The following is a 24,537-nucleotide window of genomic DNA, read 5'->3' as shown; positions in this document are numbered from 1 at the left end:
TAATTATAATTTAATTGTTATTTCTGTGCTTTTCCCTTCAAGTTTTATATGATATGAATGTTCAGTTTCCTCATTTTCAATAATAGTGCACAGGTAATCTCCGCCCTGCAAAACAAAACCACAACTTCCATCAAAAGAGGTATAATCATATGTGCCGGGGGCATTGTCTTTTTTTAATATTACTTTGACACCTGTCAGTGGTTTTTCATCCTTTATAACAATGAATTTTATTTTTGACGGTTTAGTACTAAAGCTTTTGATATCCTGTAAATCTGATGAAAATTTTTCAGGTTTGAGATACTTTTTATCAAAAATCCTTGTTCTTGCAGCAAGAGAATCAGCTAAATTTTTCTCAGTGGTATAAAGTTTAAATGTCCCTGACTTATCCAGACTATAAATTACCTTATCACCGTAAAGCATACCATAATCATCAATTTGTGCCGCACCTGCTGCTTCACCGTCAACAAAAATAAGAATTATACTTCCTTTTTTATTGTCATTTGTGGCAACAGCATTTAAATTTTTATCATCAATATAATCCAGGAGTTTGCCGTATTCAAAATCCCCTAAATATTTTGAGTTGGTTATTGCTTTTTCAAAAAGCTCTGCCATTTGCATAACTGCTCATATGTCTCCTGTGCAATTTATTAAAAATAAAAATGTATTGATGAATTTTGGAGAAATAAGATAATCATCATAAATTGTATTATTATTTCAATATGTTTTTATCCAATACATCACATTTGAAGATATCTATTCCAATAATTTTTTTCAAAAACATTCATGAAATGAATAATTCATGCACTATTTCATCCAGATCACAATCATGTTTTACATTATAAACAGAAATTCTGATAAATATACTGCAATGAGTGAACGAAAAACATCACCACCACAATCCTTTCAAACTGTCAAATCATCGTCAGACATAAAAAGTGTGGCATACAATGTTAAATATTCATGATAGAACCGCTTCTTATTTCATCCGCAGCGATAATAATCACATTATTATATGCATCATTACTTGATTTAAGAGAAAGGAGAGTTCCTTTTAAGACCTGGTACCCAATGCTTTTAATTGGTATTCCAATGTCATGCTGGGTTTATGCAGTTCTCCTTTTGGAAGATTTACGAATTGCTTTTGGATATCTGTTTCTCACGGCAATGCTGTGTGTTATGTTTTACATATCATCTGCATACCTTCATCTTTTTGGAGGTGCTGATGCATGGGCATTTATTTTTATTACAGCACTTGTCCCGTTATATCCTCTTGAACCAATATTTGGCTATCCTGTAATTGCGTTTTTTCCGCTTTCAGTTTTGATAAATGCTGTGATTTTAAATCTGGCCGCACCATTAGGGATATTTTTGTTTAATCTTTCAAAAGGAAATAAGGCTCCACTCTTCAATATGTTTGTCGGATTTCCTGTTGATGGAAAAAAAATTACCGACTCTTTCGGATTTATTATGGAAGAATTTGCAGATACAGAAAATGGTGTTCAAAGAAATTTTATTTCCTTTAAAGCATCTGTAAAGAGAATGATTTCTGGAAAAAGAAGAATGTATACGCAGGATTTAAAAAGAAATCCGGATGAATACAAAAAAGAACTGGATATATATACACGTTCAGGAAAAGTCTGGATTTCTTACGGCCTTCCCTTTATAATTCCAATAACTTTTGGTTATATTACTGCCTTATTTGCAGGAGACTTGCTATATGAAATTATGAAATTTATCATGGGAGTGATTTGAATGGATAAAAAACTGGATATAAATTACGACAAAAACGGACTTGTTACCGTTGTTGTCCAGGATAACAAAACAGGAAAGATACTGATGGTTGCATGGAGTAATAAAGAGGCCGTAGAATTAACTATCAAAACCGGATATGCGCATTATTTTTCGCGCAGTAGAAAAAAAATCTGGAAAAAAGGAGAAGAGAGCGGTCATGTCCAAAAAATAACAGAAATTTTAATAGACTGTGATTGTGATGCGCTTTTGTATAAAGTGCATCAGGAAGGCGGTGCCTGCCATACCGGATATGACAGTTGTTTTTACAGAACAGTTGATGGAAAAATTGTCGGGAACAAAATTTTTGATCCTGATAAGGTATATGCTAATTAGGTATTGAATACATTATTTTAAAGGGAGGTTTTCAATGAAACTTATACCTGATACAAGCGTCGTTATTGATGGACGCATCACCTCGATGATACAGGAATCTGGTGAATATAAAGGGGCCACAATAATTGTTCCGGAGGCCGTAATAGCAGAACTTGAAGCACAGGCCAACCAGGGACGTGAAATAGGTTTTAGCGGCCTGACAGAGCTTCAGGAGCTCTCAAAACTTGCAGACGAAGGGATAATTAAGATAGAATATGTTGGTGAAAGACCAAGTCTTGACCAGGTTAAACTTGCAAGCGGCGGAGAAATTGATGCTCTAATAAGAAGAGTTGCTCTTGATTATGATGATGCAAAATTCATAACAAGCGATGTCGTTCAATCAGAAGTTGCCAAAGCTAAAGGGCTTGACGTTATTTATTTAAAGCCACAAATAGGCGATTTCTCGCCTTTGATGATTGACAACTATTTCGATGAAAATACACTTGCAGTTTTTTTAAAAGAGCGCGCGAAACCCGTTGCCAAAAAAGGAACCTTAAAAGAGAGCAAAAATGTGGTCTTATCGGATGACTCAATATCCGAATATGAGTTAAAGCACATCGCCCAGGAGATCCTTGAACGTGCAAAACGCGATCCTGACGGATTCATCGAACTTGAAAAACGTGGAATTACAATTGTTCAGATTGGCTCTATGAGAATATCAATTGCAAGAAGACCTTTTTCAGATGGTATGGAAATTACGGCAGTAAGACCAATAGTAAACAGAAATATTGACGATTATAATAAAGCAGATGTTGTTAAAAACAGATTACTGGCCGGCAGAAAAGGCATTATAATTACCGGAACTCCGGGTATTGGAAAAACGACTCTTGCCCAGAGTATTGCAATATATCTCTCAGAAAAAGAGTATTCTGTAAAAACTATGGAAGCTCCCCGTGATATCCAGGTGCCTGATCATATAACTCAATACACAGCACTTGAGGGAAGTATGGAAAATACATCCGAAGTAATGCTTCTGATGAGACCGGACTTTGTTATCTTTGATGAACTCAGAAAATCATCAGATTTTGGTGTATTTGCAGATATGCGACTTGCAGGAATTGGCATGGTTGGCGTTGTACATGCAAATGACGCTCATGATGCACTTCAGAGATTTATTGGAAAGACAGAGTTTGGTATTATTCCACAGATTATAGACACTATCATCTCAATAAAAGACGGGGATATTTCAAAGATATATGATGTTTCATTTGAATTCAAAGTACCTGAAAGCATTCCTGATGAGGATGATGATATTGCATCAAGACCTGTCATTTCTGTTGTAAATAGCGATAACAAAGAGAGAGAATCAGAAATTTTCTGCTATGATGGTGCAACTATTGTCCTTAAATTCCCTGTTGCAGATGAACCTGAAACTTCCGAAGTATTAAGCATCACCCTTCCGGATGAAGATATCTCTTTAAAACTTGTAGAAAGAGAAATTCAAAGAGAAATTGGACGATTTACTGACGGTTCAGTTGAAGTGAAAATGCAGAATGAAAACAAGGCAGTTGTTTATATTGATGACAAGGATGTTCCTGCGGCAATTGGAAAAGGCGGCAAAAATGTTGCAGCGATTGTAAACAAATTAAGCATTGGAATAGACATCCGTCCAAGAAGCGAACTTTCAAGAACCAACAATACAGAGCAGGTTGTGGAAAAAACATCATCGCTTGAACCTGAACTTCCCTCATCCTCTGCTAACAGCAACGGAATTGAGATAAAAGTTGACAAAAAATTTTTGTCAATTATGGCAAAAGAGCATAAAGGAAAAATTGTTGATGTTTTTGGCGGAAAAGAATACCTTTTTACAGCAACAGTAAACGATCAGGGTGAAATTCATATGTCCAAAAACAACAGCATAGCGATGGAAATGATTCGCCGATATAATGATGGAGAAGAAATCAGACTCAGACCTGTCTAAAAACAATTTTTTTTTCAAAAAACTACGGAGTGATACAGATTGAGTAAATATGATATGAAAAATTATGAAAATAAATGTCTTGAATCATGGAAACAGGATTTTGAGGTCGATCCTAACGATTCAGAGAAATTTTACCTGAATGTTGCCTATCCTTATCCAAGCGGTGCTATGCATGTCGGTCACGGGCGAACATATATCGTGCCGGATGTTATTGCACGGTACAAGAGGATGCAGGGGAAACATGTTCTTTTTCCTATGGCATTTCATGTAACAGGCTCTCCTGTTATTGGAATCTCGAAAAGGATTGCAAACGGCGATGAAAAAACAACCAGGCTTTATCGGGAATTGTACCGCGTTCCTGAGGATATTTTAAATAAATTTGTTGACCCGATGGAGATTGTAAAGTACTTCAGCAATGAGTATGAAAGAGTCATGAGCTCATGCGGACTTTCAATTGACTGGAGACGCAGGTTCACAACAGTATATCCGCAGTACAGCAAATTTATTGAGTGGCAGTATCTGCATTTAATGGAGCAAAACAGGGTTATTCGAGGTGCACATCCTGTCAAGTACTGCCCCCAGTGTGATAATCCTGTAGGAGATCATGATCTTTTAGAGGGTGAAAAAGCTGAAATTGTAAAATTCACTCTTGTGATGTTTAACTGGGGAGAATACAAAATTCCATGTGCAACTCTTCGGCCTGAAACAACATATGGTGTTACAAACCTCTGGATAAATCCTGATGTCACCTATAAAAAAGTAACACTTGATGGTTTAAAATGGATTTTATCACCGGAAGCGGCATTAAAACTTTCACTTCAGGAACATGAAATAACAGAAGAAGGCGAAATATCAGGAAGAAGCCTTATTGATGAAACTGTATCACATCCGTTCTGTGGGAATGTTAAAATTCTGCCTGCTGAATTTGTTGATCCTGATATGGCAACAGGTATTGTAATGAGTGTTCCTGCCCATGCTCCTTTTGATTATATTGCACTCCGTGATCTTCAAAATCAGGGAAAATATACTGAAATTAAACCAATTTCACTTATCACTGTTCCTGGATACGGGGAATTTCCGGCAATGGATGCTGTTGAAAAATCCGGTATAACAGATCAAAATGATCCCGGAATGGAAACACTTACTCAGGAAATTTACAGTGCCGAATTTTCAGGCGGAAAAATGCTTCCACAGTACGGCGGAAAACCTGTCAAATTTGCACGTGATGAATTTGCGGCAATTATGCTGGAGCAGTACGGTTCTCTTGTTATGTATGACTTCGACAACAGAGATGTTATGTGCAGGTGCGGAAGCCGTGTTTTTGTCAGAATTTTAAAAGATCAGTGGTTCCTGCAGTACAGCGATCAGGAATGGAAAAAACAGATTCATGAACAGCTTGATAAAATAGATCTTGTTCCTTCAGAGGTCAGAACAGAGTTTGAGAGAACAATTGACTGGTTAAAAGACTGGGCATGTACAAGAAAGGTTGGCCTTGGAACACATCTTCCATGGGACAAAAACTGGCTTGTTGAACCACTCTCTGACTCTACTATTTACATGGCGTTTTATACAATCGCTCATAAGCTCCTGAAGATTGAGGCTGAAAAATTAACGCCGGAGGTATTTGATTATGTCTTTAAAGGTGAAGGAGATTCAGAATCACTACCTCTTCCAAAAGAGACAGTGGAAGACTTAAGAAAAGAATTCTTATACTGGTATCCCTACGATTTCCGCTTCTCTGCAAAAGACTTGATCTCTAATCACTTAACATTCCAGTTATTCCATCACAATGCAATTTTTTCAGAAGATTTACAGCCAAAAGGTATGGTAGTCTTTGGAATGGGTCTTTTAGAGGGAGCAAAGATGTCCTCATCCAAAGGAAACGTGATTCTTCTTGAGGATGCAGTCAATGATGTTGGCGCTGATACTGTTCGTATGTTCCTTGTCGGCAGTGCCGAACCATGGCAGGACTTTGACTGGAGAAGTGAACTTGTATCATCGACCAGAAAACAAATAGACAGATTCTGGAATACAATTCATGATTCCTTAGAATTTAAAGATGAATATCCGATTGACAACTGGCTTTTATCAAGGATGCAGGAGCGTATTACAAATACAACCGATGCACTTTCATCTTTCCAGACAAGGCAGGCTCTTCAGGAAGCATATTTTGGTGTTGAAACAGACCTGAAATGGTATCGCCGCCGCCTTCCGGAAGGTGTTAAAGGCTCATCTGTTCTTAAAGATATCAATAATATATGGATAAGGCTTCTTGCACCATTCATTCCTTTCACATGCCAGAGGCTCTGGGAGATATCCGGCAATAATGGAAATATTGCATTTGCTAACTGGCCTGTATGTGAGAGTAATAAAGTGGATGTTGGGATTGAACTTTCAGAAGAGCTTCTGACAAGAACGGTTGAAGATATTGAATCAATCCTGAAACTCATCCAGATAGATTCATCTTCAATTACTCTCTTTGTATCATCTAATTGGAAATATGATGTCTTTAAGACAATTGCACAAACTTCTGATAGAAACAGGGTCATACAGGAAATTATGAAAGATGAGTCCATGAAGAAACGCGGCAAAGAGACAACAGATGCTGTAAAGCAGATTACAAATTTAATTCACAAACTGCCGCCCAAACTTGTAACCAGAATTGTTGAATCTGGTATTGATGAAAAGGCAGTTTTTGAGTCAACAAAGGAATTTATTGAGAGAGAATACAATCTTCCTGTAAATATTGTAAATTCTGATGAAAGCACTCATCAAAAAGCGCGTATGGCACTGCCATTTAAGCCGGCAATTCTTATTGAGTAAAAACCAAAAAAAAAACTCAATTTCTTTTTTTCTGATTTTCATAAAAAATGTTCATGAAATTCTATTTCAATCAACAATTTCATGTAAATTACGAAGTAACTTTCATGTGAAACATTCATGATGAGCGTTTTTCATCACATAAAAAATGATGAAAGTCTATCAGGGATTTTTGACTTTCATAGCAAATAGTTTCTTAAAAATAAATTTTCTAAAACAGTTTTTGTAAATTAAATTCTCCAAAAAAAAGATTAATAACAAAATTTAATGCAAATCAGGGATTATTTATTTTTTACAGCATCGGCCGCTTTCTTTTTCCTTTCTTTTGTATTGTAACCTGTAACATATTCAAGGTACTTTCTGAATCTTTTGTTTGTGTCAAGAACAATTTTGTCTGCTTCTTCCTCTGAATATTTATCATAAATTTCAACGTTTGAAACAGTATCTACAATAAGAAGGTTTTCCTTGTCATTTAACCATGCCTCCAGAATATTGAATGAGCCATAGCTAATTTTACAATGCCCCTGATTTTCTTCAGGTTCTATGTCAAAATTTTTTACAAGTCCGTCTTTTAATCTTTCATAAAGACCGTCTTTAAAACCTCTTTTAATTGAATATTCCTGCATGGTTATTTATTTATTATGCCTTTGCATTAATCCTTTTTGGATTTTTAAAAAAGATCACTTTTTTTTGGTTATGTTATTTGTCACATAACTTAAAAAAATTCCATAAGTAGTAATTCAATATGTGCTATGATAAACAAAAATTCCAAAAAATTCTTTCATTGTTTTTGTTTTATGAAATATATGTGCTAAAAACCGCCTGTCATGCGGGTTTTTTATAAAAACGTTCATGAAATTATTATTTGATGCACTATTTCATGTAAGTTACGAAGTAACTTTCATGTAACATTTATGAATTAATGAATTATAATAATATAATTAATTACAACCTTATTTTCATAAATAAATCCAAATTGCAGGTCTTATTGCATCTCAAATATGAAAAAATCTTATTACTCACCGATAATACTATATGCAGAGTAAATAAATTGGTATTCTATGGCATATTTTAAAAATTATCCTGGGGATATTGGAGGTTTTTACTAAATGGGAGACATAAAGGTTATATCTGAAGCTCCAAAAGGGGAAGAGATTACCGCTTTAATGGGATTTCCGGGAAGCGGTCTTGTAGGTAGCATTTCAACACAATATCTTGTTGACAATGGAGGTTTTGAATATATTGGAAGCATTACAAGCAAATATTTTCCACCTGTTGCAATGATGGTGGATGGTGTTATAAATGCTCCAATTAGAATTTACAGTAAAGATTCATATGTAGCTTTTGTATCAGACATTCCAATTCACACCTCTATTTGCTATGAAGTAACAACAGGTATTCTTGAGTGGCTTAACGGTCATAAATTAAAGCAGGTTGTTATTCTCGCAGGAATTATTACAAATACATTTGAAAAACGTGTTTTTGGTGTTGCATCAGAGCCCGCCTATCTTGAGACATTAAAAGATAAAACAGAAATTCTTCCAATGGGAAGCATTTCAGGAATGCCTGGAAGTCTTCTTACGGAGTGCAAAACTCTTGGAATTCCTGCAATTGGCTTTTTGGGTGAAACCATAAATGCTCCAGATCCAAGATCATCTGTTTCTGTATTGAATGTATTAAATGACGTTTTCCATTTCAATGTTGATGTTGAACCTCTTCTTGAACAGGCAGAAGAGATTGAGGCATCAATGCAGAAGATGGCAGAACAGGTCCGTCAGAGTGAAAATCAGCAGGATGTTCCCAAAAAAGAGCATCTTCCTATGTACGGGTGATTCCAGTGAAGATTAATGCAATAACAGGTATATCTCATGCAATAATTGAAGAGTTGAAAAAATCAAAGCCCAGAACAATTGAACTTCAGAGCGCTCACAACATAATTACTCTGACTGATGTTCTTCCAGGGGATCACATATTCCTGACAGAAATTGATTTGGATGATCTCTCGCTTGGAGATCAGGGTATTATTGTTGAAGTACTCGGAATTACAATCAATATGAAAAGAATGGTTGAATATATTCACCCATATTACTGTGAAGAACGTGAAAGAATGTCGGCACGTCTAAAAGTAAAATACGTTGATCAGACTTTTGCAAAAAGTGTTGACGGAAAAGACTGGGTCAAACCAACAAGGGTAGATGTAATCTGTTCCTGCATGTTCAATGCAGGTTGATCCAGAATAGCTTCTCTTTTTTTTCAGGAATCATTTGCAAACAATTAATATCTAAAATGTCTAACATTATAGAGCACAATTTTAATACTGCAAAGGGATCTGTGGCTTAGCCAGGATATAGCGCCGGGCTTCTAACCCGGACGTCGGGGGTTCGAATCCCTCCAGGTCCGCTTTTTCTAAAAAACGTTCATAAAACAAATTTTCATCCTACATTTCATGTTTTATGAAAATCAGGATTTAGTTTTCATGGCAAAATGAACTAAATAAAATAATAAACTGAATGAAAATGAAAAAAAAAGTTCATGAATGTTTATTTCATCATAATTTGCATGCAAATTACTTTTCAGGTTTTTAGAGAATCTTTGTCCCCGGAGCAACCTTCAATTTTGTTGTTAAAAGCGCGGCTTCCTCTCCGGCCGCCAGAATCATACCATTTGACTCAACACCGAAAAGCTTTGCCGGCTTTAAATTTGTTACAACAACCACTTCTTCTCCTGCAAGCTCTTCATAATTATAAAACTGTGCAATACCTGAAACAATCTGTCTCTTTTCATCTCCCAGATCAACCTGTATTTTAAGAAGTTTTTTTGAGCCCTCTATTGGTTCTGCCTCAATAATCGTTGCGGTTTTAAGTTCTACTTTTGCAAATTCGTCAATTGTTATCATATTTTCTTCCTCTTTTCTTGTATTGTCTATAACTTTTGAATTTTCTTTTAATTTAGCCTCATTCACTCTCATATTCAGAGTCTGTTCATATTTTTCAACATCTTCATCCTCAATTTTCTTAAAGATTATCTCAGGTGCCAGAAGCTTAACTGACTCAAATCCTGTCAAGGCATCAGAAATTTCTCTGTCCTTTACCTTATCAGTAAATCCTAAAAGTTCCCAGGCTTTCTGGGCTTTTTCAGGTATAACTGAGTCCAGAAGAATTGTAAGTGCCTTTACAATCTGAAGACAATTTCTAATTACCTGGTTTGCCGCATCCTTATCTTCTTTTATCAGCTTCCATGGCGCATTTGTCTGTATGTATGTATTCCCATAATTTCCAAGAGCCATAATTGCTTCAATTGCTGACTTGAACTCATACTCAGATACATAGCGCGAAACTTCAGAAATTGTTCCAGAGATTTCATCAAGAATCTCCTTGTCCGGATTTAGTTGTGGGATTTCACCAAGTTTTTTGGAGGTAAAATGCATTGTTCTATAGAAAAAATTTCCAATAGTATCTACAAGTTCATTGTTTACTCTGGCCTGATACTCTTTCCATGAAAAATTCAGCTCTTTAGTATGACTTGTATATGATAAAAGGTAGTATCTGAGATAATCTGGAGATAAACCAAGATCAAGATAATCCTCATTTGTCCAGACAACATAACCTCTGCTCTTAGAAAATTTTTTATCCTCGATTTTTACCATTCCGCTTGCAACAACAGCTTCAGGGGGCATAAATCCTGATCCCTTCAAAATTGCCGGCCAGAAAACGCAATGGTGATAAATAATATCCTGACCTATAAAATGAATTACAGAAGAATCACCTTTCCAAAAACGCTCCCAGTCTCCGCCTGTTAAATCAGCCCACTCTTTTGTAAACGAGATATAACCTATTGGAGCATCAACCCAGACATATACAACAAGCTCTTCATTTCCCGGAAATTTTACACCCCAGTTGAGTGTTCTTGTAATACACCAGTCATGAAGCCCCTCTTTTACCCATCCGGCCGCATAGTTTCTGGCATTTGATGTTCCCTTAAGATTTGGCAGATAATCCTGCAGGAATTCGTTGAAATCTCCAAGTCTGAAGAAATAATGTTCCTGATCACGCAATTCTGCTTTCGCTCCGCAGATTTTACAGACTGTATCTTTTAGTTCACCAGGTTCCAGGTGTTTTCCACAGCCCTGATCGCACTCGTCTCCTCTGGCTTTTTCACCGCAGTAAGGGCATGTCCCTTCAACATATCTGTCAGGAAGAAACATTTCACAATGAGGACAGTAGCTTTGACTGATAATTTTTTTGTAGATATGTCCGTTATTAATCAGATTTTGAACAATTTCTTTGGTCATCCTGTGATTTTCAGGATCATCAGTCATTCCAAAACGATTGAACTCAATACCCATTTTTTTAAAGGTAATATCAAAGTGATCATTGTAGCGCTCTGACATCTCCCGCGGGGTTATTCCCTCTGATTCAGCGCTGATAACAATAGGTGTTCCGTGATTATCTGAACCGCAAATAAAAACCACTTCTTCACCACAGTGCCTCTTGTGCCTGACAAAAAAATCCGCAGGTACATAAGTACGCAGATGGCCAATGTGGCATGGACCGTTTGTATATGGCAGTCCGCATGTCACAAGCAATGGTGTATTACTCATGCTTATGTTTTTAGCTTTTAGAGAGTATAAATACATAATATCCAATGAAAAAAAGGCAAAATCTCACTCTTAAATCATTTGGTGCTGGCGAACCTGAAAATCCGTCACGTAAACGACTTGCAGAATGGATACTTTCTGAACATAAGACATGCTGTGATCTTTTATCTTACGAAATTGAATCTCAGATAAAGGATCAAAAAAAATACGTTGATTTTTTGTGCGCCGGAGGAGAATTTTACAGCCGGAGAATAAAAGAGTCTTTTATTGGAATTAAATCAGGATTTTTGACATCAGAGCCAGATGCATCTCTTGATTTTTTGACATATGATTCCGAAAGAATCAAAAAAATTTCAAAGAATGCATCTTTTTCCTTCCCTCCTCCATCAGGACTTGGGATTGAGGACGCATATTACAAAAAAAGAGATGATTTTATCGGTGGTCTTTGTGATGTCTATAAAAAAATTATGCGCTGTCAGCGTGACTGCGGAATAAAAGAGCATCTTTTAATCTCAGACCTATTCGATTCAACCGAACTTGAGGAGTTATCCAAAAACAGGGTATTATTCTTCTCTATGGCAGGAGAATCAAAGACTCTTGAGTCAGTCCTTGAATATCAGAATTTTATAGCAGTAAAACCCTCAAAACTTGCCGGTGTTTATGAACTGATGAATGAATATGAGATTAAGAAAATAGCTGTAATCAACGGAAATAATGATGACTTTGAAAAATGCCTTGAGTATTTTGATCCTGAAAATATTATTTCAGGAGGATTTACAAACGGTTTTGGAGAGGAATTCTGGAAGGATTTAAAAGAGAATTCTTTTGTAATGAGATAATTTTATAATAAAAATAACTTTTAAAAGACAGCTTTTTTTATAATAACAATTCATCTGAAAAAGAGATTATAGATTGAAAAAATTAAAACCTGTGATTTAGACATTCATACATTCATAATTTCATCTAATTTTTCAGTAAAATCAAAAAGCTCTTTAAAATGTTTATTTTTCTTAAAAAGGAAGAATGATATTTTATCTGAGAGAGAAAATTCAAACATTCCTCCGGCAGCCGGGGGGTGTCCTCCACCTTTGAATTTTTTAGCAATAATGTGGCTTACCGGAGGAGCAGACCTTATTGAAAACTTACCGCTTTCAGATACAATTACTTCAATATCAGTCCCCATCCTGTCTCTTATTGCATGTGCGGTTTCGCTTGGATACCCATAAAGAGGAGCAAATGCAACAATATATTTTCCTTGAAAAAGTTTGGTGTTTTTTATACTTTTTTCAATTGCACTTTCTTTTTCTTCAGATATTTCTTTGTATATTTCAAGAATAGCGGTGTTTGTTATACTTCCCTTTAAAAGACAATCTCGGACCAGATCAAGATTTTTTCTTTTTGTGCAGACCTCTCCAAGAATTTTGGAGTTTTCATCATTATGCTTCCAGAGATCATAGTCACATACAACTCTTGCAATCTCTTTTGACCAGTTGTCACCAGGCATCAAATCTCTTGCAACTATTCCTGTAGCACATACATCTGTATCAACACATAAATAATCAGCAATTTCCATCACTTTTTTTTTCTCATCGTCCGTCCATCTGTGATGATCACGCCACTCAATTATCCATCCATTATCTTTTGCGATTTTTAAGGAGTTGATAACGCTGTCATGATAGCCTAAATCTGAGATGCTTATTATATCACCTTTACCAGGAGTCTTTGAAACCGCCAGGAGATTTCCGGGAAATTTCCCTACAGATGACCATATTGTAAAAACACTTCCATATTTTATCCTGTGAACAGAGTCACACCCTGCCGCGTCCAGGTCATTGTGGGTCAAATGAACAATGCCTGTTTTTCTCTCGGTTAGTGCTTTAACAAATCCTGTGTTATCACCTTTTTTATTTTTTTTTCTGCTCATCAGTATTCCTGTACACTTATTCAACTGGATGATTTATAAGTAATGGGATTATAAAGGAATTAAATTCAGCAAATTTTTATGATTTAATCAATTCAATTGGAATACTGATTTATTTATCAGACATATGATTCATTTACCTCCATTTATTAATTAAAAATATCAAAACCTGAATCTGATGAAAATAAAAAATGATACTAAAATTTATTTTATAAACAAACCATATGAATTGACACAATAAAAACTGATTTATCTTGCGATTCGAGAATAATATTAGAGAATAATTAGAATCTAATAAATCAGCCTGATTTTGATTGAGACCAAACGGAGATAATTCTCAAAATCACTAAAAACGTCCATGAAATTATATTTCATACAACAGTTTCATGTAAGTTACGAAGTAACTTTCATGTAAAACGCACATGATGAGCTTTTTTCATCACACAAAAAGTGATGAAAGTTTATCAGAAATTTTGATTTTTATAGCAAATTATTCATATACTGAATAAATGAACTGATAAATAAACAGACCAAACAGATGAAAAATACTGAAAAATATCCTGGTGAATTAAATTGCAAATAACTGACAGATGTTTTGACTGCCTTTTAACAAGAATAGAGTACGAATGCAGAATCGCAAGTGACAATGACTCTGTAATAAATGAGATTGTCGATGTCTGCAAAAAGGAACTAACAAAAGCATTATCTGAAAAACTTCCATCTCCTGAGATTTCCAGCAGGATTCACAGAACCGCGTGTGAAATGGTTGGAAATACCGACCCTTACAAAGAGATAAAAGAAACTACCAATAATGAAGCAGAATTATTTCTCTCTGAAATCGAAGAGAGGCTTGTTACCTTCCGGGACTGCGCTCTTGCCTGTGTTATTGCAAACACTCTTGATTATGGATCAAAAGAACATAAGGTAACTGATGATTTTGTCGGATTTTTTACCGGTGAATTTGAAAAAGGCTTTAGTCATGATGATACGGATGAGATAGAAAAGTTGTGCAGAAGAGTTGTTTACCTCTGTGACAACTGCGGAGAAATTGTATTTGATAAAAAGTTCATTGAACATCTCAAAAATAATGGCTCACATGTAACAGTAGTTGTAAAAAGCAGACCAATAATTAATGATGCAACTATAAAAGATGCTCTTTTTCTTGAAATTGATAAAATCGCAGATAATCTTTATGAAAATACATCAGGTGTATCCGAATTAGGTTTAAACATGAATCTAATTCCGGAGGAAGTAGAAGACGCAATCAATTCTGCAACACTTATCATCTCAAAAGGTATGGCAAACTATGAATCACTAAGCGAATACAAAAAAACATTAAAACTACCTCCTGTTGCATACCTTATGATGGTCAAATGTGAGCCTATTGCAGACAATATTCAGATACCAAAAGGTTCAAGAATTGCGTATCTTGCCAGATAATTACTGAAACACTGAATTTTACACATTGCTCAATCTGAAAAATATCCATCCATACTAAATTCAAATTTAAAAGAACCTCATATCACTTTTATATTAAACAGGATTATATTGAACTTTTTCAATCATATATATCTATATAAAATCAAAACAATCATCTTAGACAATGGTTGCGGAAGTAATTGCCCTTGGGTGGATCCTGATAGTAATAGGTGTCATATTACTTTTACTTGAAGCATTCAATCCGGGCTTTTTCCTTGCTGTTCCCGGAACTACACTAATAATAATCGGTGCTGTCTCTTTGTTATTTCCGGAGATTTTCAGCTCAAGCTGGATTATTTTAATAGGTATTCTTACTGCACTTTCTGCCGCAGGAATTACGGTGTGGATTTACAGTAAAATAGCGTCCGGAAACACTCGTCCTTTCACGTCAAGCAGAGATTCTCTTATCGGTAAGAAAGGAATTGTAGTAATTAAAGCTGAACCGGACAACATATCCGGAAAAGTCAGGATAGACAATGTTGACTGGAGCGCCAAGACTACCGGTGGATTTATTGATGCCGGGAAAAAAGTAAAAGTTACGGATTCAGAGGGAGTTCATGTAATTGTTGAGGAGGAGTTAAATTGAGTACTTTAATAACTGTAATTTTAGTATTGGCAATCATTCTAATCTTTGCCAAAGGAGTAATAATTATTCAGCCATATGAACAGGCTTTACAGATAAGGCTTGGACAATATATCGGTAGATTAAATCCGGGTTTTAGATGGGTCATTCCATTTATCACCGAAGTTATAAAGATCGATTTGAGAACACAGGTTATGGATGTTCCAAAGCAGGAAGTAATTACAAAAGACAACTCCCCGACAAATGTTGATGCAATTGTTTATGTCAAAGTAATTGATCCTGAAAAATCCTACTTCGAAGTATCAAACTACAGACTCGCAACACTTGCACTTGCACAGACCACTCTGAGAGGGATTATCGGGGACATGGAGCTTGATGAGGTTCTTTATAACAGGGAACTTATCAACAACAAGTTAAGAGATATCCTTGACCGCGAAACAGACCAGTGGGGTGTCAAAGTAGAGCGCGTAGAAATTAAGGAAGTAGATCCTGTAGGTGCTGTGAAACAGGCAATGACAGAGCAGACTGCGGCAGAGCGTGAAAGACGTGCCGCAATTCTAAGGGCAGATGGTGAGAAGAGATCTGCGATTCTTACAGCCGAAGGAAAAAGACAGTCAATGATTCTTGAAGCAGAAGGTGACAGGCAGAGTAAAATTCTTCGTGCTGAAGGTGACAGAAAATCAAGAATCCTTCAGTCTCAGGGAGAAGCACAGGGGCTTAGAATACTTTCCCTTGGTTCAAGACCGCTTGACAAAAAGGCAATTACTGTTCTTTCACTTGATGCATTAAAACAGATGTCTAACGGACAAGCTACTAAGATAATTTTCCCCTTTGAACTTTCAGGTCTTATAAAACAAAGCGCCAGATTCTTAGGAGCCGAAGATGATGAATCTTCAGATGAAAGCTGGAAGGATGTAGAACTGGATGAGTCAATACTTGGTAAATCACTGGCTGACGAAGATATAAGCGAAGCATCAGAATATGTAAAAACTATTGAGAATAAGATAAAAAATCTTGAAGATCCAACAACTCCTGTAGATGATGCAGAAATTCCGCCGGATAAAAAAGACTAAATACACAGGGAATTACAAATAAAAAATACCAGTTAAACAAAAATATTATTTTATTTTTTTTTGGTTTTCTTCTTTTATTATTTTTTATTCTCTTCTATTCTGTTTTGTCCAGAAATTATTTCGCTTTTTTTAATCCTTTCAAAAAATTCATTCATTTGGTATGAAAGTCAAAATCCCTGATAAACTTTCATCACTTTTTGTGTGATGAAAAAAGCTCATCATTGGGCTTTTACATGAAAGTTACTTCGTAACTTACATGAAACTGTTGCATGAAATATAATTTCATGAACGCTTTTAATTAATTTTATTTCATAAACAGTTGTTATGAAAATCAAAACTGAGTATCACACAAAAATTATTAAGAAATATTTATTACTATTGAATGCAAGGATTTCAAAATAGAAAATTTATGAAACAAAAGGTTGTGAAACATAATGGAGATTGTTAAGATACCAAAGATGGAAGTTGAAGAGTATAACAGACTCATACAGGACGGCTTTATATGTCGAATTGCATTTAAAGGAGATAAGTATCCATATCTTGCTCCTTTTTTGTACATATTTGACGGAAAATTTTTGTACTTTTTATCAACTAAATATGGTCGTAAAAATGATTTGTACAAATTAAATCCTCATGTATCTGTTGAAATTGAAAGATATTCTGATGATTTGTCATTCTATAACTTTGTGACAATGCAGGGATACCTGATTGAGGAGACAGATACGATTACGAAAAAACAAATCAGACAAAAATTCATAGATATGATAAAAGAAAAAAAATTATCTCCAAATATTCTTTCTGCACTGGGTCATGAGCCGTCTGAACCTCTTGAATCCATTGCAACTGAGGAGAGATCCAATATCTGGAAGTTAACAGGAGTTACTGATATTGTTGCATTAAAAAACAAATAATTCAACATATATTTGTTAACTCATTTAAAAAAGGATTAACAAACGTGGTGATTTTTCACACATAACTGGGTGTTTTCTATGGCGGATAAAATCCTTGAACTGGAAATTAATAATTGGGAAAAGCTGGTTGAAAGAAGTACAGAACCTGTAATTGTGATGTTTTATAATGAGAATTGTCCACATTGCAAAACAATGCTTCCCTATTTTGAAAAATTATTTCATGACTTTCAAAGCAAATCAGTCTTTGGAAGAATAAATGTTCAAAACGATCCGTGGATAGCTGAGAGATATGGAATAATGTCAGTTCCGGCCTTCAAATTCTTCTGCAACGGAAAGCCTGTTGCAGAGATTGTAGGCGCTGTTTATCCTGATATGCTTGCAAAAATGGTTGATAATGTCATTATTCACGGCAAAGAATGTGCAGAAAAATCCTCATCTGTTGACTATGAAATAACAGGTTATGCATAAAAAATCGCCAATTATATTTTTGCATCAAAGAATAGGTGCTATAGAGGCTGAATAATTACTATCAACATAAATTTATAGCTTTTTCATATTTTCTTTGAAAACAGCAAATTCATATGTTTTTTAATTTTTGGTGGTGGACAGAATAGAGCTTGAATCAATTGATAACAGAAGTCTTGAATATTTTCAAAAAAAAATTGGTTATAATTTTTCAGATGAATCTCTTCTGTTAAGAGCCCTTATAAGGCATGCTTATGGAAAGGAGAATAATCTTCCAAAAGAGGACTATATGGATGCTTATGCAACGCTTGGTGATGCAGTCATTGATGTTGTTGTAATTATGCATATAATGCAGAGAGGAGAGCATGAAAAAGGTATAATTTCAATAAAAAAATCGGATCTTGTCAACATGACAAGACTCAGAAATCTTGCTGAACTTCTTGGACTTCAGAATTATGTTTTTTGGGGCAAAGGCGAAAAACAACAGCACATCTGGACTTCAGGCCGTGTGCTTGCTGAATGCATAGAAGCTGTATCCGGTGCAATTTTTTTGGATGGCGGAATTAGTGCAGTTGAAGAATTTTTAACATATGTCGGTTTTTTCTGCAAAAAAAACCTATAAATCTTAAAAAAACTAAATTTGAGAATTTATTTTGGTTTATCAAAGGATCATACTTTTTCAAAGTTCTTTTTCAAAAAATTTAACGTATATAAGACATTTAAAAATCTCCTTTTTATGCCCTAAAAAACGTCCATGAAATTATATTTCATGTAAGTTACGAAGTAATTTCATGAAAATTTAATTTATCTCAATCATCTGCCCTTTTATCATAAAATAAATCTTCTCACCCATTAGACAGGCATGATCCCCCATCCTTTCAAGAATGCGTGATGCCATAACATACTCGGTGCAGGCAGTTATTTTTGAATTGTCCTCCATCATGTATGTAATACTTTCACGAAAGATTGTTTTTTGAAGGTTATCAATGTCCTGTTCACGTCCTGAAAAAGTTTTTATAATCTCTGCATCTTCATTTTCAAATGCATAAAGACAGTCTGAGAGCATTGATAATACACAACCGGCCATATGGCATATTGAATTCATAATTCCAAGATGTGAAAATTGTGGCATAAATTCAATAAAATTTGAAATTTCTTTTGCATTTCTTCCCAGACGATAAAATGACGTGTTCATCTGACTAATGCAGGTAATTGTTCGCAAATCACCTGCCACCGGCTGAAATAATGATAAAATACGAATTGTTTCTTCTTCAATTAATTTATTGTACTCTAAGAGTTTTTCTTTTCGCAAATAGACATCTTTTGCCTTTTCCTCATCAAGATTTTTCAATGCCATTAAAGAATCGGTAAACATCTTCATTGAAAAGTGACCCATTTCTGCTGTAATTTTTTTCAGATTTTGAATTTCCAGGTGAAATTTATCTGTCATATCAATATCTCCTTTAACCAAACCTGCCGGTTATGTAATTATTTGTAAGCTCCACTTCAGGAGCTGAAAAAATTTTTTCTGTCTTTCCAAACTCAATCATCTCCCCAAGATACATAAATCCGGTGAAATCACTGACTCTTGCCGCCTGTTGCATGCTGTGTGTCACAATAATCACTGTGAAATCCTGTTTTAATGTATCAATCAGAGATTCAATCTTTGATGTTGCAATAGGATCCAATGCGGAACAGGGTTCATCCATTAGAATTATTTCGGGCTCTACAGCAAGTGTTCTTGCAATACAAAGCCTCTGTTGTTGACCGCCGGAAAGACTCATTGCATTATCAAAAAGTCTTTCATGAACTTCATCCCATAATGCCGCTTTTTTCAAAGATCTTTTTACTATTTCATCAAGTGTCTTTTTATCTTTGACTCCATGTACACGCGGACCATATGCAACATTTTCATAAATCGATTTCGGAAAAGGATTTGGGTGCTGGAAAACCATGCCTATTTTCTTTCGCATCTGTACAACATCTATGCCCTGTGAATACAGGTTTTTGTCATGGTAGAGTACCTCACCTTTAATCTGGCAGTTATCTAAAAGATCATTGAGCCTGTTAAAACATCTCAGAAGAGTAGACTTTCCACAACCGGAAGGGCCAATTAAGGCTGTAACATTGTTTTTGTAAACCTTCAGACTCACTTCTTTTAAAGCCTGCTTATCTCCATAGTTCAAAAATAAATTTTTGGTTTCAAGAATTATATCTTCGTTTTTCATTACATTCCTCCTTTTTTTATACAAATAAACCTGAAATCTACCATTTTACAGATTTCTGATAATGATTTCTGACAATTATTGCCGCAAGATAGACAAAAGAGACAAAACATACAAGAACCAGTGCTGTCCCATACTGGTTTGTCTGAGCATTCGGCACGTTCGTTGACAGAATAAAAAGATGATATGGAAGTGCCATTACAGGTTCAAATACAGATGAAGGCAAAAATTTTGAAGAGAAAACAACTGCCGTAAACATTATAGGGGCAGTCTCGCCTGCGGCTCTTCCAACAGAAAGAATTGTTCCGGTAATAATTCCCGGAAGTGCAGGAGGTATTACCACCTTTATAATTGTCTGCCATTTTGATGCTCCGAGTGCAAGGCTTCCATGTCTGATTGACTGCGGTACACTTTTTAAAGATTCTTCTGCTGTTCTGATAATTGTTGGAAGAATCATTATACCAAGTGTTATCTGCCCGGCAATAAGGGATACTCCAAAATTTAGGTATAAAACCAGAAATGAAAATCCAAAAAGACCAAAAACAATTGAGGGAGTACCATTTAAAAGGTCAACACCTGATCTGATTATTGACGTAATTTTACCCTCTTTTGTATATTCGACAAGATAAACAGCCGCTCCCACACCTGTTGGAAGAGCAAAAAGAACTGATCCAAAAACAAGATACACGGTTCCAACAATTGCCGGATATATCCCTCCATAACGTCCAAGTCCTGAAGGAGACTGTGTTAAAAATTCCCAGGAGATTGCCGGAATACCTTTTGAGAATATATCAAAAAGAATTACTGCAAGAGCCATTAGAACAATAACAGCAGATAAACGAATTAAAAAAAACACTATCTTTTGTGAATTTGCCGGAGTTAATTTTTTTGACAGATAATAAAATACAAAAGCTGTAAAACACAAAACAAAGGCAGTCAAAAACCCAAATAAATAAAATAATATTATTACAGGTATTACATAGAGTATTAGTTTTAGAACTTTGGTTATCTTTTTTGCTGAAAATTTCTTTTTTGAAAAAAGTTCTCTAAGACCTTTAAATCCTCTAATGTCTTTTTTATTGGATATGCTAAGATTTTTAATTAAATATCCCGCAAAAAAGTTTACAGTCAGAGTTATAAGTAAAAGAAGGACTGCAACACCAAATAAAGCATAGTAATGTTCACTGTTTACTGCAACTTCACCCATCTCAATACCAAGGGTACATGTAAGTGTTCTTACCGGAGACAGAACATTTGTGATAGGAGAAGGAATAATTCCTGCATTTCCAACTACCATCAAAACAGCCATTGTCTCACCAATTGCTCTTCCCATTCCAAGAATTACAGCCGCAGTTATACCTGAAAAAGATGCAGGAAGAATTACTCTGCTTATTGTCTGCCAGTGTGTTGCACCAAGACCAAATGACCCGTTTTTATAAGATACAGGCACTGCACTTATTGCATCTCCTGAGACGCTGATTATTGTTGGAAGCGCCATAATACTCAGAAGAACAGAACCTGCAAGCCAACATTCACCTGAAGGTACATCAAAAGTAATTCTAAGCCAGTTTGTAAGTACAACAAGCCCGAAGAATCCGTAAACTACTGAGGGAATTCCTGATAAAAGCTCAATTGCAGGGCGAAGAATTTTTTTCAATCTGTCAGATGCAATTTCAGAGAGATATATCGCACATCCTATTCCAAGCGGTGTTGCAATAGCCATTGCGCCGATTGTAACAAGAATAGTCCCTGTCCAGAGAGGAAGTGTTCCATACTCCGGATTTATCCCCGTAGGATTCCAAACACTTCCAAAGAGAAAATCAAAAGGATTTATTGTTGAAAATGCAAAAACCGACTCTTTAATGAGAAAAACAAGAATGAAAAAAACAGTCACAACAGCAAAAATTGCCGCTAAGAAAAGAATTGCTTTTATGATTATTTCTTCAAGATATTTTTTTGAATAAAGATTCTGCATTGTACATCCGTATAATTCAAACATTTCATTGTTCATTTTTTGGGCCAATTTGCTGTTCATTTCCCAGTTACCTTTATTAATAAGCCTCCTTTGCCTGAATTTGGCAGATTGGTTTTTTAAAGATTTGATCAAAGATTAAATCTAAAAAAAACTTCACCAAATCTTGAAAGAAAGCTGAATATTACTTATTTAGCAACTATATCAAAATTAGAGAAATTTAATAAATGAAAATCAAATCTGATTTCCATGATAACTATCGCATGAAAAATTAGTTTCATGAACAGTTTTTTTAAATTTCATCAAATTACTGAGACATATCCTTCTTTTACAACAATTGCCTGACCGGATTCTCCAAGCAGAAAGTTAAGATATTCTTTAGCAAGGCCCTGTGGTTCACCATTTGTGAACATATTAAGTCCTCTTGCAACGGGGTATCTTCCATTCAGTACATTTTCAGTAGTTGGCTCTATTACAGCACCATTCTCATTTATTTTAAGAGCTTTGACATTTTCATCAAGATATCCCATACTGATATATCCAATGCCACCAGGAGTCTGCTTTATAGTCTGAAGAACAGCGCCGTTTGAATTTTTCTCAAGCTGTGTTGATACAAAATCATCATCTCCCATTATTTTTTCAGCGAAGAATTCTCTTGTTCCGGATGAACTATCACGCCCGACAACAACAACTGCCATATCACTGCCTCCAAGTTCTTTCCAGTTTGTAATCTCACCTTTATAGATCTTTTTTACAGAATCAAGTGTGATTTCAGATATTGAATTTTCATTGCTGACAATTAGTGCAATGCCGTCTTTTGCAACAACATGCTGAACAAGATTTTGATACTTCTCCTTTTCAGAGTCTTTTAGTTCACGTGATGCCATTCCAATATCTGCTGTTCCTTCACCAACAGCCTGCACACCAACACTTGAACCACCGCCGGACAACTGAATATCAGCATTCTGATTTATTCGCATAAATTCTTCAGCAACAGCCTGGCCAACAGGAAGAACAGTTGTCGAACCTGTAACTGACAGGGTTTCAATAGATTCCTTCTCAGATAATGGATTGTTTCCGGAAGAAGAATCACTTCCCAGACATCCACAGACCATGACCATACATACTACAAATGCAGCAATTACTGCAGTTTTTAGACCAGTTAATTTCAAGCCATTCATAGGTTTTCATTCACCATTATAAAAGTTCAAATGAGAATATATAGGCGTTTTCGAAATAGAACATATATGTCATATAAACACATATTCAAATAAGGTTAGAATATTTTTTATAGGTTTGAATATAGATACCAGTATATATGGATATAAGAAAGGTTCAGATGAGCGGAGGTTCATCATATATAATTTCTCTACCAAAAGACTGGATAAAAGAGAGAAATATAAAAAAAAATGATCCTATAGGTCTTGTTATTCAAAATGACGGAAATATTCTTATAACACCAAACACAAGTGGAGAAAGCATACAAAAAACCTGGGAGTTTGAGATAAATTCCACGACTGACAGGACTTTTTTCCTAAGGTGTCTTATTGGAGCATATATCTCAGGTTATACTTCTTTGAAAATATGGGCCCAGGGACGTCTTCCCCCGTTTACAATGCATATTATAAGAGAATTTACTACAATGGCGATTGGACAGGAAGTTGTTGATGAAACAGACAACATGGTTCTGATAAAAGATCTTTTAAATCCGTCTGAAATGCCTCTTAATAAAACAATACTAAGGATGTCTGTCATTGTTGTAAAGATGCATCAGGATGCTGTTTCTGCATTAAAAGAAAATGACCTGTCTTTGGCTGAAAATATAATATTTCGTGACAATGATGTCGACAGGCTCCACTGGCTTATTGGACGGCAATCAAATCTTATCTTAAACGATCTGAATCTTTCAAAAAAGATGAAGATTTCAACTGAAGATGCTGTTGTTTTATTTCTTGCCAGCAGAATAATTGAAAGAGTAGGAGATCATGCAACTAGAATTGCCAGTAATGTAAAAAAACTTTCAGGCAAAAAGTTACCAGAAAATTTAATGATACAGATTGAAGAGGTAAACCATGAGGCCGTCAGATTATTTCAGTCAGGCATGGATGCCTTCTTTAAGAGGGATATATATTCTGCAAATGATATTATTTCAGAAACAAAATGTATTGAAAGTCAGTGCAAAAAAATCAATACTGAATCAATGAAATTTGAAGCATCTGTGGCAGTAAATATTGTAAATATTTCAGACAGTATCAAAAGGGTTGCTGATTATTCCGCAGACATCTGTGAGAATGTAATCAACGCATCTGTTTCAGCCAAAAATAAGATGTAACCTGAAAAAAAGGGTGATTAAACTCTACAAATTCTATACTAAAAACAGTTATCAGGGAGTTCTAACTCCCCATCT

At 35.3% G+C, this 24,537-nt stretch carries 22 protein-coding genes and 1 tRNA gene; 15 read left to right on the top strand and 8 right to left on the bottom strand.

The window, feature by feature from the left end; all coding sequences use genetic code 11:
* Positions 1-3: 3 nt before the first annotated feature.
* The gene (locus L1994_RS04855; RefSeq protein ID WP_278100556.1) at positions 4-612 is read right to left on the bottom strand and encodes a hypothetical protein; all 609 of its coding nucleotides are present in this window, start codon (positions 610-612) and stop codon (positions 4-6) included.
* Between the two features lie 348 nt (positions 613-960).
* On the opposite strand from L1994_RS04855, the gene L1994_RS04850 reads away from it, so the two are divergent.
* The 4 genes from L1994_RS04850 to leuS are packed head-to-tail and all read left to right on the top strand — an operon-like array spanning position 961 to position 6,907.
* Positions 961-1,752, top strand: coding sequence for an A24 family peptidase (locus L1994_RS04850; RefSeq protein ID WP_278100555.1), 792 nt, complete (start codon positions 961-963; stop codon positions 1,750-1,752).
* 12 nt (positions 1,753-1,764) lie between these two features.
* Positions 1,765-2,124, top strand: coding sequence for a phosphoribosyl-AMP cyclohydrolase (gene hisI / locus L1994_RS04845; RefSeq protein WP_278100804.1), 360 nt, complete (start codon positions 1,765-1,767; stop codon positions 2,122-2,124).
* A gap of 34 nt (positions 2,125-2,158) precedes the next feature.
* Entirely contained in the window at positions 2,159-4,084 is a 1,926-nt protein-coding gene (locus L1994_RS04840) for a PINc/VapC family ATPase (RefSeq protein ID WP_278100554.1), read from the top strand.
* Positions 4,085-4,138: 54 nt separating this feature from the next.
* Entirely contained in the window at positions 4,139-6,907 is a 2,769-nt protein-coding gene (leuS, locus tag L1994_RS04835) for a leucine--tRNA ligase (protein ID WP_422656656.1), read from the top strand.
* A gap of 278 nt (positions 6,908-7,185) precedes the next feature.
* Here leuS and L1994_RS04830 read toward each other — a convergent pair whose 3' ends face one another.
* The gene (locus L1994_RS04830) at positions 7,186-7,530 is read right to left on the bottom strand and encodes a DUF5611 family protein (RefSeq protein ID WP_278100552.1); all 345 of its coding nucleotides are present in this window, start codon (positions 7,528-7,530) and stop codon (positions 7,186-7,188) included.
* Positions 7,531-8,013: 483 nt separating this feature from the next.
* Here L1994_RS04830 and L1994_RS04825 point away from each other — a divergent pair, with 483 nt between their 5' ends.
* The 3 genes from L1994_RS04825 to L1994_RS04815 all read left to right on the top strand — a co-directional run bounded on the left by L1994_RS04825 (position 8,014) and on the right by L1994_RS04815 (position 9,304).
* Entirely contained in the window at positions 8,014-8,736 is a 723-nt protein-coding gene (locus L1994_RS04825) for a proteasome assembly chaperone family protein (RefSeq protein ID WP_278100551.1), read from the top strand.
* A 5-nt stretch (positions 8,737-8,741) separates the two neighbouring features.
* Positions 8,742-9,134: a DUF473 domain-containing protein gene (locus L1994_RS04820; RefSeq protein ID WP_278100550.1), complete on the top strand. Its 393-nt coding sequence runs from the start codon at positions 8,742-8,744 to the stop codon at positions 9,132-9,134.
* A gap of 95 nt (positions 9,135-9,229) precedes the next feature.
* Positions 9,230-9,304 (top strand) — tRNA-Arg (locus tag L1994_RS04815).
* Between the two features lie 181 nt (positions 9,305-9,485).
* On the opposite strand, the gene metG is transcribed toward L1994_RS04815, so the two are convergent.
* Positions 9,486-11,504, bottom strand: a complete 2,019-nt coding sequence (gene metG, locus L1994_RS04810) for a methionine--tRNA ligase (protein ID WP_278100549.1) — start codon at positions 11,502-11,504, stop codon at positions 9,486-9,488.
* A gap of 44 nt (positions 11,505-11,548) precedes the next feature.
* Here metG and L1994_RS04805 point away from each other — a divergent pair, with 44 nt between their 5' ends.
* Positions 11,549-12,340 carry a hypothetical protein gene (locus L1994_RS04805; protein ID WP_278100548.1) on the top strand — a complete coding sequence of 264 codons (792 nt, stop codon included), beginning with the start codon at positions 11,549-11,551 and terminating at the stop codon, positions 12,338-12,340.
* A 104-nt stretch (positions 12,341-12,444) separates the two neighbouring features.
* On the opposite strand, the gene L1994_RS04800 is transcribed toward L1994_RS04805, so the two are convergent.
* The gene (locus L1994_RS04800) at positions 12,445-13,425 is read right to left on the bottom strand and encodes a phosphoesterase (protein WP_278100547.1); all 981 of its coding nucleotides are present in this window, start codon (positions 13,423-13,425) and stop codon (positions 12,445-12,447) included.
* Between the two features lie 570 nt (positions 13,426-13,995).
* On the opposite strand from L1994_RS04800, the gene L1994_RS04795 reads away from it, so the two are divergent.
* From L1994_RS04795 to L1994_RS04770, 6 genes are all read left to right on the top strand, one after another.
* The gene (locus tag L1994_RS04795; RefSeq protein ID WP_278100546.1) at positions 13,996-14,862 is read left to right on the top strand and encodes a damage-control phosphatase ARMT1 family protein; all 867 of its coding nucleotides are present in this window, start codon (positions 13,996-13,998) and stop codon (positions 14,860-14,862) included.
* 163 nt (positions 14,863-15,025) lie between these two features.
* Positions 15,026-15,487, top strand: coding sequence for an NfeD family protein (locus tag L1994_RS04790; RefSeq protein ID WP_278100545.1), 462 nt, complete (start codon positions 15,026-15,028; stop codon positions 15,485-15,487).
* Complete coding sequence (locus L1994_RS04785) at positions 15,484-16,557, top strand: SPFH domain-containing protein (RefSeq protein ID WP_278100544.1); 1,074 nt, start codon at positions 15,484-15,486, stop codon at positions 16,555-16,557. Before L1994_RS04790 ends, L1994_RS04785 begins: the two co-directional genes overlap by 4 nt.
* Before the next feature lie 434 nt (positions 16,558-16,991).
* Complete coding sequence (locus L1994_RS04780; protein ID WP_278100543.1) at positions 16,992-17,468, top strand: pyridoxamine 5'-phosphate oxidase family protein; 477 nt, start codon at positions 16,992-16,994, stop codon at positions 17,466-17,468.
* Positions 17,469-17,546: 78 nt separating this feature from the next.
* Positions 17,547-17,936 (top strand): thioredoxin family protein, encoded by a 390-nt coding sequence (locus L1994_RS04775; RefSeq protein WP_278100542.1) that lies wholly within the window; start codon positions 17,547-17,549, stop codon positions 17,934-17,936.
* A 133-nt stretch (positions 17,937-18,069) separates the two neighbouring features.
* Positions 18,070-18,555 carry a ribonuclease III domain-containing protein gene (locus tag L1994_RS04770; protein ID WP_278100541.1) on the top strand — a complete coding sequence of 162 codons (486 nt, stop codon included), beginning with the start codon at positions 18,070-18,072 and terminating at the stop codon, positions 18,553-18,555.
* 177 nt (positions 18,556-18,732) lie between these two features.
* Here the strand turns inward: L1994_RS04770 and phoU are convergent, their stop codons facing one another.
* From phoU to L1994_RS04750, 4 genes are all read right to left on the bottom strand, one after another.
* Positions 18,733-19,383 carry a phosphate signaling complex protein PhoU gene (gene phoU, locus L1994_RS04765; RefSeq protein WP_278100540.1) on the bottom strand — a complete coding sequence of 217 codons (651 nt, stop codon included), beginning with the start codon at positions 19,381-19,383 and terminating at the stop codon, positions 18,733-18,735.
* A 13-nt stretch (positions 19,384-19,396) separates the two neighbouring features.
* A complete protein-coding gene (gene pstB, locus L1994_RS04760; protein WP_278100539.1) occupies positions 19,397-20,161 on the bottom strand; it encodes a phosphate ABC transporter ATP-binding protein PstB in 765 nt (254 codons plus the stop codon).
* A 37-nt stretch (positions 20,162-20,198) separates the two neighbouring features.
* Complete coding sequence (gene pstA / locus L1994_RS04755) at positions 20,199-22,133, bottom strand: phosphate ABC transporter permease PstA (RefSeq protein ID WP_278100803.1); 1,935 nt, start codon at positions 22,131-22,133, stop codon at positions 20,199-20,201.
* Between the two features lie 299 nt (positions 22,134-22,432).
* Positions 22,433-23,311: a phosphate ABC transporter substrate-binding protein gene (locus L1994_RS04750; RefSeq protein WP_278100538.1), complete on the bottom strand. Its 879-nt coding sequence runs from the start codon at positions 23,309-23,311 to the stop codon at positions 22,433-22,435.
* A 137-nt stretch (positions 23,312-23,448) separates the two neighbouring features.
* Here L1994_RS04750 and L1994_RS04745 point away from each other — a divergent pair, with 137 nt between their 5' ends.
* Positions 23,449-24,462 carry a PhoU domain-containing protein gene (locus tag L1994_RS04745; RefSeq protein WP_278100537.1) on the top strand — a complete coding sequence of 338 codons (1,014 nt, stop codon included), beginning with the start codon at positions 23,449-23,451 and terminating at the stop codon, positions 24,460-24,462.
* Positions 24,463-24,537: the final 75 nt, after the last annotated feature.

This window comes from Methanomicrobium antiquum (genome assembly GCF_029633915.1).
Classification (GTDB): domain Archaea; phylum Halobacteriota; class Methanomicrobia; order Methanomicrobiales; family Methanomicrobiaceae; genus Methanomicrobium; species Methanomicrobium antiquum.
Note: the sequence above shows the minus strand (reverse complement) of the source record. Positions and strands in the feature narration are given on the sequence as shown.